The following is a 16,653-nucleotide window of genomic DNA, read 5'->3' as shown; positions in this document are numbered from 1 at the left end:
GACGAGCCGTCTCTCGCTCGGGTTCCCGGTGTGTCGGTCCGGGGGAGATCGACGACGCTCGCGCTCTCCGGCGGGATCAGGTCCCGGCCTCGGTCAGTCGCTGTACTTCCTCGTCGTCCAGCGACAGCTGTGAGGCCGCGACGTTCGCCTCGAGGTGCTCCGGATTCGATGTTCCCGGAATCGGGAGGACGACGTCCGACCGCTCGAGAAGCCACGCCAGCGCGACCTGGCGCCGCGTCGCGTCGTGGTCGTCCGCGATTTCGTCGAGCGTCTCGCCGTGTTCGTCGAGGTCGTCGCTGTCGATGGGCGCCCACGGGATGAACCCGATGTCGTTCTCCTCGCAAACCTCGAGGACGTCCGCGTCCGACCGATCGTCCACGTTGTACCGGTTCTGGACCGTCGCGACGTCGACGTACTCGCGGGCCGTTTCGAGTTGCTCGACGGAGACGTTGCTGACCCCGACGTTCCGGACGAGACCCTCGTCCTGAAGTTCGGCGAACGTCTGTACCGAGTCCTCGAACGGCGTATCCGGATCGGGGCGATGGAACTGGTAGAGGTCGATGGTGTCGGTTCGTAACCGGTCGAGCGACGCGAGCACCTGGTTGCGAATGTAGTCCGGTTCGCCGTGGGCGAGCCACTCGCCGTCGCGGTTGCGAAGCAGTCCCGCCTTCGTCGCAACCAGAACGTCGTCGGAGTTGCCGATCGCTTCGCCGACGAGCCGTTCGCTCACCCCCGGACCGTAGGAGTCGGCCGTGTCGATAAAGTCGACGCCTAGCTCGACCGCCCGCTGGAGAACCTCGCGTGCGCGCTCCTCGTCGTCCGGCGGGCCGATAATCTCGTCGCCACAGAGGCGCATCGCACCGAATCCCAGCCGGCGGACGGTCGTCTCGCCGATGTCGAAGGTATCGCTCTCGTTCGTAGTGTTGCTCACGAGCGGGGTACTCGAGAGCGGCGGATAACCGTTGGCCGTTCATCCGCCGGCTTCGACCGGAACGGCAGGAACTATCCGAGTCCCTGGGAGCCCGCTTTCCCCGCTTCGCCCGGTCGGTAGTCGACCGCGGCGAACCGCGCACCCGATCGGACGACCGTCTCGCTTCCTTCGACAGCGGCGGAGTCCGACTCGAGGGAACGGTCGGGGCAGAATCGATCGCACTGCGCCGGCGGCGCCGCCGACGGAGCGAGTTCGGTGTAACACTCGTTCGCGACGACCTATATCGAAATTCGACTGTACGCCTACCGGTAATTACACAGACATGTGGAAAACCATTAAGAATCCGATCGGTCATACGATTCTGTATGGGCGAGAACAATACGCACACCGGTCGGCGCAGCGTACTCCGAGGTATGGGCGGAGGAGCCGTCGTACTGGCTGGACTGGGAAGCGCTGGAGGAGTGAGCGCACAGGAAGCGATTTCGGTAACCGCCGTCTGGACCGAGGACGAGGAGGAAGACTTCCTCGCGGTGGTCGACTACGTCGAGGGGGAAACCGGTCTCGAGATCTCGTACGAGCCACGGGATACCGAAACCCTCCTGACGTCGACTCTGATGGACTACGAAGCGGGGGTCGCAACGGCAGACATCGTCGTGTTGCCCACGGAGGGACGAGTACGGAGCGACGGGGCAGCGGGCCACCTGGAGCCGCTGGGTGATCTGTGGAACGAAGACGAGTACTCCACCGAGCACGCGGTGGTGGCGGTCGACGACGAGGTATACGCCGCCCCGTTCGGGATGGATCTCAAGCCCGGGTTCTGGTATCGTCCGTCGTTTTTCGACGAGCACGGGCTCGAGGAACCCGGCAACTACGACGCGTTCCTCGAGTTGCTCGAGGAGATCGACGGCATCGAGGGCGTCGAGGCGCCGCTGGCCTCCGGAAACGGCGTCGGCTGGCCGCTTAGCGACGTAACGGAAGCGTTCATTCTCCGACAGGAGGACGGCCACGAACTCCAGCAAGACCTCATCGAAGGCGATGCCGAGTTCACCGACGAGCGCGTCGTTACCGCCTTCGAAGAGCTACAGGAGCTCCTCCAGGCCGGGTACTTCAGCGAGGCCCGGGACTTCGGGATCCAGTACGAATTCTTCTGGGAGAACGAGACGCCGCTTTACTTTATGGGGTCGTGGACGCCGGCGTTCGCTGGGATCGAGGACCCTGAGGACCTGGATTACTTCATGCTTCCCGGGACCGAGGCGATGGTGACGAGCATCAACTGGTTTACCGTCCCCGCGTACACGGAAGCGACCGACGAGGCAAGAACCGCCGTCGAGAGCATCATTTCGCCCGACGGCCAACAGGTCTGGACCGAACGCGGGGGCTTCGTCCCCTCGTCCCTCAACGTCCCGGAAGAGGCCTTCGAGGTCGAGGTCATGCGCGAGCTAACCGAACAGGCGGACGAGGTCGAACTCGTGCCCGACCTCGACGACGCGCTGGGAGACCCGTTCCAGGCGGAGTTCTGGTCGCAACTGCTCGGGCTCTGGGCGGAGCCGGATCAGGACGTGGAACCGATCGTCGAGGCACTCGACGGCGTGTTACGGGAGACCGTCGGGGAGTAACGTGTCCGGAGTCGGCGACGACGGCGGTGGTGACGGCGTCCTCGAGTCTCTCGTCGTCGTCGGCCAGGAGGTCCGGCGGAGTAGTGCCAACGCCGTCGCCGTCGACTTTCTGTACGTATTCACGACGGCGTTTTTCGCCACGCTTGCGGTTCGCGGCTTCTGGCCGGCGCTCATCGCCGCCCTTCCGATCGCGGTCCTGCTCTCGTTCGCCTGGATGTCTTCACGGCTCTTCTTCCTGACGAACGTCGTCGTGATCGTCGTAACCGTGGGCGCGACGCGAGCTGGGATGGTGCCGCTGTGATCGGCGGCTCACCGATTCGACGAGGTGCAGGGACGATCGAACGGAAACGACGTTCAATCCGCGACGGCAGCGACCATTCCCCGCTTGTAGTACCGTTCCAGCAACAGGAACAGGATCACCGGCGCGGCCATCGTCATGATCGATCCAGCGGCGATCATTCCCCACTCGACCTGAACGCGCCCGCGCATCAGCGGGAGGACCTGCGGTGCGAGGTAGAGTTCGGGTGAGCGCATGAACACCAGCGGGAAGAAGAACGCGTTCCAGACCCAGGTGAACTGGATGACCGCCACCGAAACGAGTGCGGGCGTCGATAGCGGGAGGATGATCGTCCTGAAGATCTGATACCGCGAGGCTCCGTCGATGCGCGCAGCCTCCTCGAGTTCCTCCGGGATGCCGAGCAAGTAGTTTCGCAGGAATAACACGACCCAACCGAGCCCCCAGCCGATGTGGATCAGTATCAGCCCCATGTACGTGTCGAACAGCCCGATATCCTGGAGGGCGTTGTAGTTGCCCATCGCAACGAGTTCCGGGGGCGCGGCCATAACCAGCAGTATCAGGAAGAACAGCGTCGTCTTCAGCGGAAACTCGAACCGGGCGAACGGGTACGCCGTCATCACCCCGAGGAGCATCACGACCAGCACCGCCGGGATCGTGACGATGAACGTGTTGAGCAGCGCCCGACTCATCGGGGCGGTGCTGTAGTTCCACGCCTGGGAGTAGTTCTCGAACGTTATCGTCATTCCCTCGAGGTGCCACCAGCCGCCGATGATCTCCGAAAGGGGCCGGAACGACGCCATGAACAGGCCGATGAAGGGGACGATCCAGAGTACGGCGACGGTGATCGCGACGACGTACTTGAGGGCCCGTCGCTTCGAGGGAACGGCGTCAGCAATCCGCATCCGCCAGGTGAAGTCGGACGCCGGCGCAGACTCGGGCACCTCCTCGACCTGCAGGTATCGGTCGTCTTCAGCCGCTGCCTCGGATCCCGCGTCGGCGCCGGTCGGTTTGAGTGGGTCGTCTTCAGTCACGTCGAATCACCTCATGCGAGCGATGTATAGCGCGAGCGGGGCGACGATGAACAGTTGAATCAGCGCCACCACCATCGCCATTCCGTAGTCGATCGCCGGCCGGAACGCGGCCCGGTACACCTCGATACCCAGCACCGAGTACGCGTGGTTCGGTCCGCCTGCAGCGCCCCCGGCGGCGTAGACGATGTCGAACATCCGCATCACCCAGATGATCCCCATGATGACGACCACGGCGGTCACCGGCTTGACCAGCGGCCAGATGATGTCCCGGAACCGTCGCCACGGGCCGGCGCCGTCGACCTTGGCCGACTCGATCAGCGACGGATCGATCGCTGACAGCGCCGAACTGTACAGCAGCATACTGAACCCGGTGTGGACCCAGATTCCGCCCGCGATGAGGGCGTAGATCGCCACCTGCGGCGACTGCGTCCAGTTGCGGACCCACTGCTCCTGACCGAGCACCCGGAGCAGTTCGTTGAAGACCCCGGCCTGGGGATCGTAGACGAACATCAGGACCAACCCGATGACGATCGGCGGGACGGTAAAGCCCGCAAAGACCATCGAGCGAAGGATGCGGCGACCGTTCAAATCGGCGAACAGCAACGCCAGTGCGAGGCCCAGGAACGTGCTCGCGGGTACGTGGATAACGACCCAGAGGAGGTTGTGGGTGAGCGCGCCCATCGGATACCGAAACTCCCGCATGTTCGACCAGTGAACGATGAGGGGGTCGGTGAGTGAACGCCTCCAGTTGTCCAGGCCGACGAAATTCTCCATCGTAAAGGTATCCCACGAGTAGAAACTCCCGATCGCCGAGTAGACGATCGGCCCGACGGAGAAAATAACGAAGAGAGTCAAGCCCGGAATCAGGAACACCGCCAGGGCGACCACCTTCTCGCGATCCAGATTCAGGTCTTCGCCCAGGTCGCGATCGGTAGCGAGGCCGTCGATGTGATCTTGTAAGCTCATGGAATCACGTAGCTCTCGGTCTCGACGATCAGACGACTAACTCGCCGTTGTCGTCGTACAGGTAGGCGGCGTCGTCGTCGAACGTCAGGTAGACGCTGTCGTCCCGCGCGACGGTCGCCTCCGACACTTTTGCGTTCACGATCTGGTCGTTGACGGAAACGTTGACGAGGTCGTACTCGCCCAGCGGCTCGACGGTATCCACGGTTCCTTCGATCACGTTTCCCGACGATGGCCGCGTGGTGGAAACGGTCAGGTCCTCCGGCCGAACACCGAGTGCGACGTCGCTGTGTGCGCTGTTCGCCAGCACACTGGCCGCACCCGCGTCGTCCCGTCCTCCCGCTTCCACGGCGGCTTCGACGTCCATCACGCCCTCCAGCTCGACGGTCCCCGCCTCGCCGAGGTCGATCGATCCGTTACGGCGGGTCCCCTGGAACAGGTTCATCGGCGGCGACCCGATAAACCGGGCAACCCACGCCGTTCGGGGTCGATCGTACAGCTCCTGTGGCGGTGCGACTTGCTGGATCGTTCCCCGATTCATGACCGCGACCTTATCTGCCATGCTCATCGCTTCCTCCTGGTTGTGGGTCACGTAGATCGTCGTGATCTCGAGCTCGTTCTGGAGGCGCTTCAACTCAATACGCATCTCCTGGCGGAGCTTGGCGTCGAGATTCGACAGCGGCTCGTCGAGGAGAAACACCGACGGCTCCCTGATGATGGCGCGCGCGAGCGCCACTCGCTGGCGCTGTCCACCGCTCAGCGCCGCCGGTTTCTTCTGGACCTGATCTTCGATGTGCAGCAGCTTCGTGACCTCCGCTACCCTTCGGTCCCGCTCATCGGGCGGTATCCCGCGGACTTTCAACGGGTAGCCGATGTTTTGTGCGACCGTCATGTGCGGGTACAGCGCGTAGTTTTGGAAGACCATCGCCACGTTCCGGTCACTGGGTGAACGCCCGTCGACCCGCTCGTCGTCGAAGTAGATCGCGCCCTCCGACGGCTGCTCGAGCCCCGCGATCATCCGCAGTGCCGTCGTCTTTCCGCAACCCGACGGCCCGAGAAACGCGAGAAACTCGCCGTCTTCGGCCTCGAGGTTGATTCGGTAGTTCGCGACAGTGTCTCCCGAATCGAAGTATTTGCTAACGTTTTCCATGGAGATCGATGTCATACAATACGAGATACGTCGTATTCGCCCATTAATCCCGGTTGCACCGCCAGATTTGTTGATACGAACCGCACGGGGAGAAACGGGTCGGAGCTGCCGCTCCTGTTTCGTCGATCTCGAGTCGAAACGACGCCGACGCTTCGAAGCTGTCTTCGATCGGTACCAGCGGCGCTCAGAGGAACGGAAGCGGCTCGGTCTCGAGTGAACTCAGTAGCTTTCGAGTACGGAATGAGCCGTCAGAACTGCTCTCACCGACAGTCGACGTTCATCACTCGAACTGACGACAACCGTTATTTTCCGTTCCGACGACGCTACTCCCGATGCGATCAGTGACCGAGTACGGTGCGAGCGGCGACGGTACCGACGACGATCGCGAGGTGATTCAGGCGGCCGTGGACGACGCCCACGACGCGGGTGGCGACCGTGTCTACTTCCCGGCCGGAGAGTACCGGATCGGCGGCCCGATCACCCATCGCTCCCGCGTCCGCCTGATCGGCGACGGGACGGGAGCGACGACGATCCGAGCCGAGGGATCCGGGTTCGCCGCCCTCGAGGGATTCGGCAAATCGGACGAGCCGCTGACCGATCTCGCCGTAGAACGGATGACGATCGACGCCTCGGGCGTCCCGGGCGGCGAGTCGTACGATCCGGGCGAGAAGTGCATCTACTACCAGCACGTCCGCCGCTGTCGGATCGTCGGCGTTCACGCCTCCGGCTCGGCCGCGACCGGGATCGGGACGGACATGATGGTCGACAGCCTCGTCCACGGCTGCGTCGCGGAGGACTGCGGCCGAAACTTCGACGCCGCTCGAGACGGGATCAACATTGGCTCGAACGGGATCGGTATCGGAACGGGACTCGCGGCCGACGCCGAACCGGTCGTCGTCGCCGACTGCCACGCTCGCGGGAATGGCAACAACGGGATCATGTTCGAGAACCAGGCGACAGGGGTGCAGGAGAGCGAGCGCCACGCCGGCCACTTCTTCGTCCACGGATGTACGGCGATCGGCAACCGCGTCGGGTTCCGAACCTCCGCGGATCGCAGGACCCGGTTCGCGAACTGCTCGGCGCACGCGAACGAAGAGGATGGAATCGTGATCGACGAGAAAGGCGAGATGGGGATCGGGGTGGGGCCACCGCCGTTTTCGGCCCGCGAACACCGGATCGACGGCTGCCACGTGACCGAGAACGGCGGGCACGGCGTTCACGTGGCGGAGGCCGACGAGAACGCGTCGATCGACGTCTCGACCTCCCAGATTTCCGCTAACGACGGCGCGGGCGTCCGCATCGCGACGGGAGAGCGGATCGCCGACGTCGCCGTGGCCGACTGTCGCGTCTTCGACAACGGCGGTCCGGGAGTCGACTTCGCTGACGGCGGGTCGGATCTCCGGCTGGCCGACTGCGACGTCTCCGACAACGGCCGTGACGGTGATACACCGGGGATCCGCTTCGGCGGCAGGACGGTCGGCGTGACGGTTTCCGGCTGTCACATCTCCGGCGCGGCGGATTCCCGGGGACCCGGGATCACGTTCGCGGCCGACCACGATTCCGCGACGATCATCGGAAACCAGTTTCACGACTGTACGCCCCTCGAGGCCGAGGAGTTACCGGCTATCGTTCGAGACAACGCGGGCTTCCGAACGGAGTCCGTGAGAACGGCGGAAGCCGTGGGCGACGGCGAGACGACCGAGTTCGTCCTCTCGCACGGGCTCGACGTCACTCCCTCCGTCCGGAACGTCTGGGCGGAAAGCGGCTCCGCGACCGGTTTTCACGTCGCTCGAGCCGATAGCGAAACGGTCGTCGTCGCCTTCGCGGATCCGCCAGCGAACGATGCCCGGTTGCAGTGGGGCTTCGAAGTCCGTCGCTGAACCACTCCTGCAGTACCGATGGTTTTCAGTGCTCGGCGGCCTCCGCCCGCACGGCACATCCGTTTTCCCGTGGAGAAATCCCCACCCCGGTGGCGTTCGTAGACGGGGCAATCAGCGGCTGGATCGGTTCGATCATCGCGTTCCAGTTCGCGGCATTACCGGCACTCCTCTCTCAGTCGGCGTTCGAAGGATACTACGGTATGACGGTCGGCAAGCACCCGCGCGGAATAGTCGTCGGAAAGGCCGACGGCTCGCCGATCGCGTGGCGAGTCGCCGTCGTCCGAAGTCTACTCCGACCGGTGGGCGGTCTTCCGGTACCCTACCTCGTCGGAATCGTCGCCGCGTACGCGACTGGCGCCCATCAGCGCGTCGGAGACGTGGCTGGTGGCACCGCCGTCGTCCGGGCGGGAGACTGAACGATTACGGGACACCGTTACGGGGTATGTATCGGCTACTCTTAAATTACGCAACCTCCGTTTTCGTTCCCGCGTCGTTTCCACGATTTGGGCCAGACTCGGACGTGTTCGCTCCGCTGCGCGTCCGGGAGGGTTCGGAATTTGGCAAGAGTACGTTCACCCCCGGCGATCGAAATGAGATGCTGCCTCCCGAACTCGAACCGCGCCGAAACCGCTGCTCTCCCGGGACGAGCTAGAACTCCTCGGCGGTATCGATACCAACGACAACGCCGAACTCTCCTTCGTCGAAGCGGTCGTCGACGCTGACAGCGTCGGTGAACGCGAGTTGCGCTTGCTCAGTGTGGGCGAATTTGACCGCGGTGGCGACCTCGTCCTCGAATTCGAACTCGTCGACCAGGTCGTCCCACACGGTTTCGGGAACGCGATACGCTCGAGTGCCGCCGACGGTTGCGTAGTCGTGCTCCCGTTCGAACTCGGCGTGGCGGCCGATCAACGCCGAGTGGAGGACGACGAGCGCGTCCGTAATCGTTTCTGCGTCGACCTCGGACCGGTCGGTAGTCCGCTCGAGCACGGCACTGTCGATGTGTGCTTCGTTCGTTTCGGAGGGACGATCGTCGGACATAGTTTCGTGGAGAACGGCGGGGTCTAACCGTTTTGGGCTTTCAACCGCCCCGGGAGGCCCCTCTCACCTGCAATTTTTGCGGGTTGGTGCTGCTCGCGGATTTGCTCGCAGCAGAACTGCCGCCTCCCGGATTTGTACCGAAGGAAGACTCGCTTGCGCTCGTCTTTCGACTTCCCGCTCGCTGCGCTCGCGGGAACGGGGACAGCTCGATCTTCAGTCGAGCCCAGTAACTTCTCGAGTGAGAATCTCGTAAAATCGGGATGCCGCCTCCCGGATTGTGAACTACGCCTGAGAACCTGCTCGCGTTGCTCGCAGAACCTCAGTCTAGTTCAAACCGGTCGATTTCACTGTTGGTGCTCACGGACGACTCGCTGCGCTCGTCGTCTTGTTCGCACCAAAAGTGCCGCCTCCCGGATTTGAACCGGGGACAGCTCGATCTTCAGTCGAGTGCTCTCCCAGTCTGAGCTAAGGCGGCCTACTCCCACCTCCGTTCAGGGTATAAAAAAGGATTTCGAATCCGAGCCAACGTTCGAACAGGTCAAACGATACGGGTATACATTCAGTCTACTCGAAAAAACGAAAATGAACGAACAATAACGGTGAGAATAATACGAAGTATACCATCGATTTACCACCGTGTGTTGGATTTGCGGATATTCAAGACACCCTTTTCCGCTCTGACGGGTAACACTATGTTATGGTAGCACTTAGCTCGGACCGGGAGGACCAGGAACTGTCGGCAGACACGATTCTCGAGCTGCTGGCGAACCGTCGACGACGGTATCTCCTCTACGCGCTTCGAGGCCAGGAGGGGCCGGTCGAGCTCTCGAGGATCGCCGAACAAGTCGCCGGCTGGGAGCACGACGTGCCGCCGGACGAGGTCGCCAAAAACGAGTACAAGAGCGTCTACGTCTCGTCGGTGCAGTGTCACGTCCCGAAACTGGCCGACGCGGGCGTCGTCGACCACGACGAGGAGAATCACACCGTCATCCTGTCGGACAACTTCGGACAGCTCGCTCCCTACCTCCGGATCGTCGTCAAGGACGAACCGGAGAACTCGACGCTCCACGCCGCTCTCGAGGCGGAATCCGAAGGCGGGCTCATCGGACAGATTCGGGAGAACGTCGCCCGGCTCAAGCACTGACTACCCGCTCCTATGGCCGTTCTACTCCGCGCAATGCCGCGCTACGCGCGAGCACCTGACGTCCCGTCTCGATTCGGGTCGAGTCGCTGAATCACGCGGAACTGCTTCCTACCGAGCCACCGACTGTGAACAGCGGGCGCTTCGGAGTCCGCCGATCGAAGGTGGTCCTCTCAAGACGTTCTCGAACCCGTATCGGCTACGGAACGGAAACGGCGAGCGGGTTCGATCGCCGGCCGTGTACCGTCCGAGACGCGGAAACAGCCGGTATCGGAATTTTCGGAACGCGGGTGAGGAGAGTAATATAGTACTGCCGAGTAGAAACAAACGGGCACCACGGGTTCACCGAGCCGCTACATCGCGCCCACGTGCTAGACCGGGCTTCCGAGCCAGCCACGGTACCGGCCCCGACAGCGCCCGCTCCCGAGATGATACTATGAATTCGAACACGTCCCCCGCCTCGAGTGTCCGCTGGACCGCGTTCAAGCGCACGTTCTTCGCGATCCTGACCGTCGCCCTCGCGGCGTTCGTCGTCTGGATGGACGGCCAGCCGACGGCCGTCTTCTTCGGCGCTCTCGTCCTGCTGCTCGTCGCCTTCGGCGTCGAACTCCGGAAAGTCGAGCTCCCGCCCGGACTTACGATCACGTTCGGAGACGAGCAGCGGGGGAAGGATCGACGCGACGAGGAACGAGACGACCGCGGCGAGTGACCGTTAGAACCGGTTGCGGAGCGCCGAGGCGGCCTCGAGGACGGCGGTAACGGCCCGATTTTCGAACCGGACGGGTGCGCGGAGACAACCGTTATTCCCACGGCCGACCTACGACTACTCTCACAGAATAACGCTCATGAGCATCGAAGACAACAAAGTGCTCGCCCGCCGCATGCAGGAAGACGTTTGGAACGAGGGAGACGTGGACGCGATCGACGACCTCCTCGCCGAAGACTTTATCCAGCACTCTCCGTGGGAACCGTCGGAGTTACACGGCCGAGACGAGTTCAAACAGCAAATCAGAGACTTCCACGCCGCGTTTCCCGACCTGCACGGAACGGTAGACGACGTCATCGCCGAGGGTGACACGGTCGCGAATCGGTTCACCATGCACGCAACCCACCAGGGCGAGTTCATGGGCGTCGAACCGACGGGAAACGAGATCGAACTGGTCGGAACGATCTTCGCCCGCGTCGAGGACGGACGGATCGCCGAGCGGTGGGTCGTCGATCACGTGCTGGGCTTCCTCGAACAACTCGGGACGGTGTCTGAACGATAGTCGATCGACGAACCGTCGTCTCTTGATTCTCGCCGCTTTGGAATCGTCCGTAGTGAGAAGAAATCCCGCCCGTACGACGAATCTGAACGCGAATCGCGGCGGTGGGCTCGTCGCGATACTGCTGCTCGCGAGTCGTCGAAACGGCATCAGTTGGCTCGAGCGGGTTCGAACCACGGTCGCAGCGAAGCTGCTCCCTGATTCGAACCGCCCTCACATCACGGTACTGCCGCTCACGAATTGTTCGCGACAGCAATAGTGGGCTCGGGCGGGTTCGAACCACCGACCTCGGCCTTGTAAGGGCCGCGTCATAACCAGCTAGACCACGAGCCCGTACCGAGAACAAATCACCCCGTCCGAATAACCTTTACTTTCTCGAGTCGGAGCTGTAGCATGGTCCTCGAGCGGGTCTGGAAAGGGCTCCTCGTCGTCGCTGCGGTCGCCGTCGTCGGAGCGTTCCTCGTTCAACTGGGCGTCGTGGCAGCGCCCTGGAGCGAGGACCGAGCCGACGTCCGAATCCTCGACGACGGTGGCGAACCGAAAGCCGTCGTCGACGCTGAGGTCGCGGACACTCGCGGCGAGCAGTACACCGGATTGAGCGATCACGACTCGCTCGAGTCGGGCGAGGGGATGCTGTTCGTCCACGCCAGCGAGGACGAGCGGACGTACGTCATGCGGGACATGGACTTCGGCATCGACATCATCTTCGTCGACGCCGACCGCGAGATCGCGACGATCCGCCACGCGCCCGAACCCGGTCCCGACGAGGACGGCAGCGAACAGGAGTACAGGGGAGAGGCGAAGTGGGTACTCGAGGTTCCCCTCGGCTACGCGAACGAAACCGGCATCGAGCCCGGCGACGAGGTCGAGATCGGGCTCGAAAACGACGGGTGAGGCGACAGCGACGAAACCGCGTCACGGATTCGTAGAGACTGTTTCGATTCGTAGGGAACTCTTATGACCAGCGGTCACTGAGACGAAGGCAATGAGTGGTGTCGACTGGGCGGATGACGACCCCTTCGAGGAACAACGGGAGAACATCGACAGCCCGATGAAGCGGCTGATCTTCGAGTACGGTCGTCCCTACTGGTTTTCGGTGACTGCCGGCATCACCGGCAGCGTACTGGCGCGACTGCTCGATCTGATTCCACCGATCTTGCTCGGCGTCGCGATCGACGCGATCTTTCTGCAAGAACGTGCGTTTAGCATCCAGTTCGTTCCGGACGCCTGGCTCCCGACGGATCAGACCGAACAGTTCGCGTTCACCGTCGTCATTATCGCACTGTCGTTCGCCATCGGTGCGGCGTTCCACTGGGTGCGGAACTGGGGGTTCAACTCGTTCGCACAGGACATCCAACACGACGTGCGTACCGACACCTACGACAAGATGCAGCGCCTGAACATGGAGTTCTTCGCCGACAAGCAGACCGGCGAGATGATGTCTATCCTCTCGAACGACGTCAACCAGCTCGAGCGGTTCCTCAACGACGGACTGAACTCCGCGTTCCGGCTCGGCGTGATGGTGATCGGCGTCGGCGCGGTCCTCTTTACGATCAACCCGCAGCTCGCACTCGTCTCGATCGCACCGGTGCCGCTGATCGCCGCGTTCACCTACCTCTTCGTCAAAAAAATTCAGCCGAAGTACGCCGCCGTCCGCTCCTCTGTCGGGAAGGTCAACTCCCGGCTCGAGAACAACCTCGGCGGCATCCAGGTGATCAAGGCGAGCAACACCGAGGAGTACGAATCCGACCGCGTCGACGACGTCTCGCGGAAGTACTACGACACCAACTGGGGGGCGATCAACCTCCGGATCAAGTTCTTCCCCGGGCTGCAGCTGATCTCGGGGATCGGTTTCGTGCTCACCTTCCTCGTGGGCGGCTACTGGGTGTTCCAGGGCGCACCCGGCCCGTTCACCGGGACGCTCGAGGTCGGGCAGTTCGCGACGTTCATCCTCCTGACCCAGCAGCTCGTCTGGCCGATGGCCCAGTTCGGGCAAGTCATCAACATGTACCAGCGTGCGGAGGCCTCGAGCGAGCGGATCTTCGGCCTGATGGACGAGACGGGGCGCGTCGAGGAGGACGCCGGCGCCGACCCGCTCGCGGTCACGGAGGGTCGCGTCGAGTACGAGGACGTCACCTTCGGCTACACCGACGAGGAGACGATCATCGACGACGTCTCCTTCGACGTGCCGGGCGGCGAGACGGTCGCACTCGTCGGGCCGACCGGCGCGGGAAAGTCGACGGTGCTCAAGTTGCTGCTCCGGATGTACGACGTCGACGAGGGCGAGATCCGGATCGACGACCAGGACATTCGCGACGTCTCGCTGTCGAGTCTGCGCCGCTCGATGGGGTACGTCGGGCAGGAGTCGTACCTCTTCTACGGCACCGTCGAGGAGAACATCACCTACGGGACCTTCGAGGCCAGCGAGGAGGGGATCGTCGACGCGGCCAAAGCGGCGGAGGCCCACGACTTCATCCAGAACCTGCCCGACGGCTACGACACGATGGTCGGCGAGCGCGGCGTCAAGCTCTCGGGCGGCCAGCGTCAGCGCGTCGCCATCGCTCGTGCGATCCTCAAGGACCCGGATATTCTGATTTTGGACGAAGCGACCAGCGACGTCGACACCGAGACGGAGATGCTCATCCAGCGCTCGATCGACGACCTGACCGAAGAGCGGACCACGTTCGCCATCGCCCACCGCCTCTCGACGATCAGGGACGCCGACCAGATCATCGTTCTCGAAGACGGCCAGATCGTCGAGCGCGGCACTCACGAGGATCTGCTCTCGAACGACGGACTCTACGCACACCTCTGGGGCGTTCAGGCCGGAGAGATCGACGAACTGCCGCAAGAATTTATCGAGCGAGCCCAGCGACGGCAGGCTCGAACCGAAGTCGACGACTAGAACGACTCCTGCTCGCTCTGCCCTTCCTGATCCGGACCGCCCTCCTCCTGACGGTCCTCGCCCGTCGCGGGCGGCGTCCGGTCGCTGTAGTTCTTCCGTCCGATCGCGTCGTCGCTGACCATATTCATGATCGCCTGCTCGACCTCGTCGTACGACCCGTACTCGTCCTCGTTGAGCGGTTCGAGGAGTTCTTCGAGCGTCGCCGACTCCTCGCCGCCCATTCCGATCTCTTCGTCGCCGTGTTCTTCGAGGAGTTCGTCCTGACTGACCGGATACTCGAGGCTCTCGAGGTCCTCCTCGAGGTTGCCGAGTTCGACGCCGAGTTCGCGGTTATCATCGCTCATAGTCGAATAGTGTGCTACGGGCTGCAAACAAGTTAACCCTGCGTACGCCACGGCGTGAGAGGCGGGTAAACGTACGCAGGGCCAGCGTTCCGACGATCGCTGACCGGAGCGGCGCACCGGGAGTTTCATGCTCGCGGGGTCGGTTCACTCCCTCATGAATCTCTCGGAGGCGACGTGGACGGAGGTACGGGACCTCGAGACGGACCTCGCGGTCGTCCCCGTCGGTAGCACCGAACAGCACGGCCCCCACGCTCCGCTCGGCACGGACGTCCTGACAGCCGAGGCGGTGACCGACGCGGCGCTCGAGGCATTCGATCGCGAGGTCCTCAGAGCGCCCGCGATTCCGGTCGGTATCGCCGAGGAGCACCGACAATTTCCGGGGACGATGTGGGTCTCGGAGGACACGTTCCGCAGCTACGTCCGGGAATCGGTCGAGAGTCTCGCCCACCACGGCTTCGACCGCGTGGTGCTCGTCAACGGTCACGGCGGCAACGTCGACGCGCTGCGGGAAGCCGGCGGTCGGCTGACGCGAAGCGGCGAGGTCTACGCCGTCCCGTTCACCTGGTTCCAGGCCGTGGGCGACCACTCGAGCGATATGGGCCACGGCGGTCCCCTCGAGACGGCGCTGGTTCGACACGTCGCTCCCGACCTCGTTCGCGAGGACCGACTCGAGGACGCCAGAGAGGGCGCCGCGGACGGCTGGGGCGAGTGGGTGAGCTACGCGAACCTGGCGTACGATTCGGCGGAGTTCACCGACAACGGGGTCGTCGGCGATCCGACCGACGGCGACGAACGGCGGGGAGAAGAGTTACTCGAGCTAGCGGCGGGCGCGCTGGGTCGGCTCCTCGAGGCCGTCGCCGAACGGGACGTCTCGCGACCCGAACGACGGTAGGGGAAGACGAACGTGCGGCGGAGCGACGACGGCAGCACTTCGATTCGACTGTAGTGACTACTGCCGGATTCGGATAACGAACGCGTGTCGCGGCTCACTCCTCGGCTTCGGCCGCTTCCTCGTCGTCCGACTCCGCCTCGTCGGTCTCGGCGTCTTCGTCGGCCTCGTCTGCCGCAGCGTCCGCGTCTTCGTTCTCGTCCTCGTCGGCTGCGGGACCCGCGTCCTCGAGCGTCCCGCGAAGCGACGGAATCGTCGCGGTGAGGTCGCCGACCTGCTCGCCCGCTTCGGAGATGTCGTTGATGGCCCCCTCGAGGGATTCGATCTCCGCCTCGAGGTCGTCGGCGTCCTCGAAGGCGTCCGCGCGCTGGCCCATCGTGTACCACTTCTTGGCGTCGCGGAGGTGTTCCTCGGCGTCGCCGGCATCCAGAGCGGACTTGAGGGCGTTGAGCACGCCGAGCACGTTGTCAGCGTCGGTTTCCCAGACGTCGCCGGCTTCCGGAAGTGCCTCCCAGGCGTTCTCGAGCGAGGATTCGACGTCCTCGCGCATCTCGTTGGCCGCTTCGCCGAACAGTTCCTCGTCGTCGCCGAGCGTCGCTTGACTCATGTCATCTCCTTCACGGCCACCTCGTTTAAAAGATAGCCCGAAAGTGAAAGTGAAAACGGCCCCTGATAGGCCGATATTGACGAAACGGCAGGGAGATTTCGAAAGGAAGGTCGTGGGAGCGGCGGCGTTCAGGCGGCGTCGCGGACCGACTCGAGGCGCATCAGCGGGTACCCATCCTCCATCGCCATGCGCGTGACGACCTCACAGCCCTCGTAGTCGACGACGATCTCGACCTCGAGAAAGCGGCCCGTCAGTTCGGTGTAGTCGGCCGTCGACTCGGCGAGTTCGGCCTCGAGCTCGTCTCGTCGGATCTCGACGGTTACCTCCGCACAGTGGGGCTGGTTCTCGATCGCGTCTTCGATAGCCGTCTCTAGGCTGGCTGCGCTCTCGGGTGAGAGCGGCGTGCCGGCAAACTGGTGGTACAGCGACCCGAACTTGATGCCGGCCTCGAAGCAGGCGGCCTCCGCGTCGGTCGGCGTCGAATCGGACATACGTGATGCTCGAGCGCGGTCGGCAAGGAAATTCCGATGCTGTCTACCCGCAGCCGAATCCCGCCGTGCGAGTGTGATACTGACGATCAGGTCGGCGTCGAACC

The 16,653-nt window shown here is 63.5% G+C and carries 18 protein-coding genes and 2 tRNA genes; 10 read left to right on the top strand and 10 right to left on the bottom strand.

Translation table 11 applies throughout. The annotated features are described in order from the left end of the window. Positions 1 to 76: 76 nt before the first annotated feature. Positions 77 to 931: an aldo/keto reductase gene (locus NED97_RS01825; RefSeq protein ID WP_252489027.1), complete on the bottom strand. Its 855-nt coding sequence runs from the start codon at positions 929 to 931 to the stop codon at positions 77 to 79. 413 nt (positions 932 to 1,344) lie between these two features. Here NED97_RS01825 and NED97_RS01820 point away from each other — a divergent pair, with 413 nt between their 5' ends. Both NED97_RS01820 and NED97_RS01815 read left to right on the top strand, forming a co-directional pair. After that, positions 1,345 to 2,547 (top strand): ABC transporter substrate-binding protein, encoded by a 1,203-nt coding sequence (locus NED97_RS01820; RefSeq protein ID WP_252489026.1) that lies wholly within the window; start codon positions 1,345 to 1,347, stop codon positions 2,545 to 2,547. A 1-nt stretch (position 2,548) separates the two neighbouring features. Beyond that, on the top strand, positions 2,549 to 2,848 hold the full coding sequence (locus NED97_RS01815) for a hypothetical protein (protein ID WP_252489025.1): 300 nt from the start codon (positions 2,549 to 2,551) through the stop codon (positions 2,846 to 2,848). Positions 2,849 to 2,901: 53 nt separating this feature from the next. Here NED97_RS01815 and NED97_RS01810 read toward each other — a convergent pair whose 3' ends face one another. The 3 genes from NED97_RS01810 to NED97_RS01800 are packed head-to-tail and all read right to left on the bottom strand — an operon-like array spanning position 2,902 to position 5,989. Then, positions 2,902 to 3,876, bottom strand: a complete 975-nt coding sequence (locus tag NED97_RS01810) for a carbohydrate ABC transporter permease (RefSeq protein ID WP_252489024.1) — start codon at positions 3,874 to 3,876, stop codon at positions 2,902 to 2,904. Between the two features lie 6 nt (positions 3,877 to 3,882). Next, positions 3,883 to 4,842, bottom strand: a complete 960-nt coding sequence (locus tag NED97_RS01805) for a carbohydrate ABC transporter permease (RefSeq protein WP_252489023.1) — start codon at positions 4,840 to 4,842, stop codon at positions 3,883 to 3,885. Positions 4,843 to 4,870: 28 nt separating this feature from the next. Beyond that, on the bottom strand, positions 4,871 to 5,989 hold the full coding sequence (locus NED97_RS01800; RefSeq protein ID WP_252490562.1) for an ABC transporter ATP-binding protein: 1,119 nt from the start codon (positions 5,987 to 5,989) through the stop codon (positions 4,871 to 4,873). Between the two features lie 332 nt (positions 5,990 to 6,321). Here NED97_RS01800 and NED97_RS01795 point away from each other — a divergent pair, with 332 nt between their 5' ends. Together NED97_RS01795 and NED97_RS01790 are read left to right on the top strand one after the other, a co-directional pair. Beyond that, a complete protein-coding gene (locus NED97_RS01795; RefSeq protein ID WP_252489022.1) occupies positions 6,322 to 7,869 on the top strand; it encodes a right-handed parallel beta-helix repeat-containing protein in 1,548 nt (515 codons plus the stop codon). An 89-nt stretch (positions 7,870 to 7,958) separates the two neighbouring features. After that, entirely contained in the window at positions 7,959 to 8,285 is a 327-nt protein-coding gene (locus tag NED97_RS01790) for an RDD family protein (RefSeq protein WP_252489021.1), read from the top strand. A 232-nt stretch (positions 8,286 to 8,517) separates the two neighbouring features. Here the strand turns inward: NED97_RS01790 and NED97_RS01785 are convergent, their stop codons facing one another. Beyond that, positions 8,518 to 8,907, bottom strand: a complete 390-nt coding sequence (locus tag NED97_RS01785) for a hypothetical protein (protein WP_252489020.1) — start codon at positions 8,905 to 8,907, stop codon at positions 8,518 to 8,520. Between the two features lie 401 nt (positions 8,908 to 9,308). Beyond that, positions 9,309 to 9,382: transfer RNA gene (locus NED97_RS01780), tRNA-Phe, on the bottom strand. 222 nt (positions 9,383 to 9,604) lie between these two features. Between NED97_RS01780 and NED97_RS01775 the strand changes: the two genes are divergently transcribed. The 3 genes from NED97_RS01775 to NED97_RS01765 all read left to right on the top strand — a co-directional run bounded on the left by NED97_RS01775 (position 9,605) and on the right by NED97_RS01765 (position 11,316). Then, complete coding sequence (locus NED97_RS01775) at positions 9,605 to 10,051, top strand: DUF7344 domain-containing protein (protein WP_252489019.1); 447 nt, start codon at positions 9,605 to 9,607, stop codon at positions 10,049 to 10,051. Between the two features lie 433 nt (positions 10,052 to 10,484). After that, the gene (locus tag NED97_RS01770; RefSeq protein WP_252489018.1) at positions 10,485 to 10,757 is read left to right on the top strand and encodes a hypothetical protein; all 273 of its coding nucleotides are present in this window, start codon (positions 10,485 to 10,487) and stop codon (positions 10,755 to 10,757) included. A gap of 136 nt (positions 10,758 to 10,893) precedes the next feature. Next, positions 10,894 to 11,316: an ester cyclase gene (locus NED97_RS01765; RefSeq protein ID WP_252489017.1), complete on the top strand. Its 423-nt coding sequence runs from the start codon at positions 10,894 to 10,896 to the stop codon at positions 11,314 to 11,316. 256 nt (positions 11,317 to 11,572) lie between these two features. Here the strand turns inward: NED97_RS01765 and NED97_RS01760 are convergent. Continuing rightward, positions 11,573 to 11,646, bottom strand: a tRNA-Val gene (locus NED97_RS01760). A gap of 60 nt (positions 11,647 to 11,706) precedes the next feature. Here NED97_RS01760 and NED97_RS01755 point away from each other — a divergent pair. Together NED97_RS01755 and NED97_RS01750 are read left to right on the top strand one after the other, a co-directional pair. Beyond that, positions 11,707 to 12,207: a DUF192 domain-containing protein gene (locus tag NED97_RS01755; protein WP_252489016.1), complete on the top strand. Its 501-nt coding sequence runs from the start codon at positions 11,707 to 11,709 to the stop codon at positions 12,205 to 12,207. Positions 12,208 to 12,298: 91 nt separating this feature from the next. Further along, positions 12,299 to 14,218, top strand: coding sequence for an ABC transporter ATP-binding protein (locus NED97_RS01750; RefSeq protein ID WP_252489015.1), 1,920 nt, complete (start codon positions 12,299 to 12,301; stop codon positions 14,216 to 14,218). Here NED97_RS01750 and NED97_RS01745 read toward each other — a convergent pair. Further along, positions 14,215 to 14,562: a DUF5789 family protein gene (locus tag NED97_RS01745; protein ID WP_252489014.1), complete on the bottom strand. Its 348-nt coding sequence runs from the start codon at positions 14,560 to 14,562 to the stop codon at positions 14,215 to 14,217. The genes NED97_RS01750 and NED97_RS01745 overlap by 4 nt on opposite strands. Before the next feature lie 154 nt (positions 14,563 to 14,716). On the opposite strand from NED97_RS01745, the gene NED97_RS01740 reads away from it, so the two are divergent. Further along, on the top strand, positions 14,717 to 15,454 hold the full coding sequence (locus tag NED97_RS01740) for a creatininase family protein (RefSeq protein ID WP_252489013.1): 738 nt from the start codon (positions 14,717 to 14,719) through the stop codon (positions 15,452 to 15,454). A gap of 94 nt (positions 15,455 to 15,548) precedes the next feature. On the opposite strand, the gene NED97_RS01735 is transcribed toward NED97_RS01740, so the two are convergent. Then, the gene (locus NED97_RS01735; RefSeq protein ID WP_252489012.1) at positions 15,549 to 16,058 is read right to left on the bottom strand and encodes a DUF5790 family protein; all 510 of its coding nucleotides are present in this window, start codon (positions 16,056 to 16,058) and stop codon (positions 15,549 to 15,551) included. 128 nt (positions 16,059 to 16,186) lie between these two features. Continuing rightward, the gene (locus tag NED97_RS01730; RefSeq protein WP_252489011.1) at positions 16,187 to 16,549 is read right to left on the bottom strand and encodes a dihydroneopterin aldolase family protein; all 363 of its coding nucleotides are present in this window, start codon (positions 16,547 to 16,549) and stop codon (positions 16,187 to 16,189) included. Between the last annotated feature and the right edge of the window lie 104 nt (positions 16,550 to 16,653).

The sequence above is a fragment of the Natronococcus sp. CG52 genome, from assembly GCF_023913515.1.
Lineage (GTDB): Archaea > Halobacteriota > Halobacteria > Halobacteriales > Natrialbaceae > Natronococcus > Natronococcus zhouii.
This window is presented reverse-complemented; position numbering and strand designations above follow the sequence as displayed.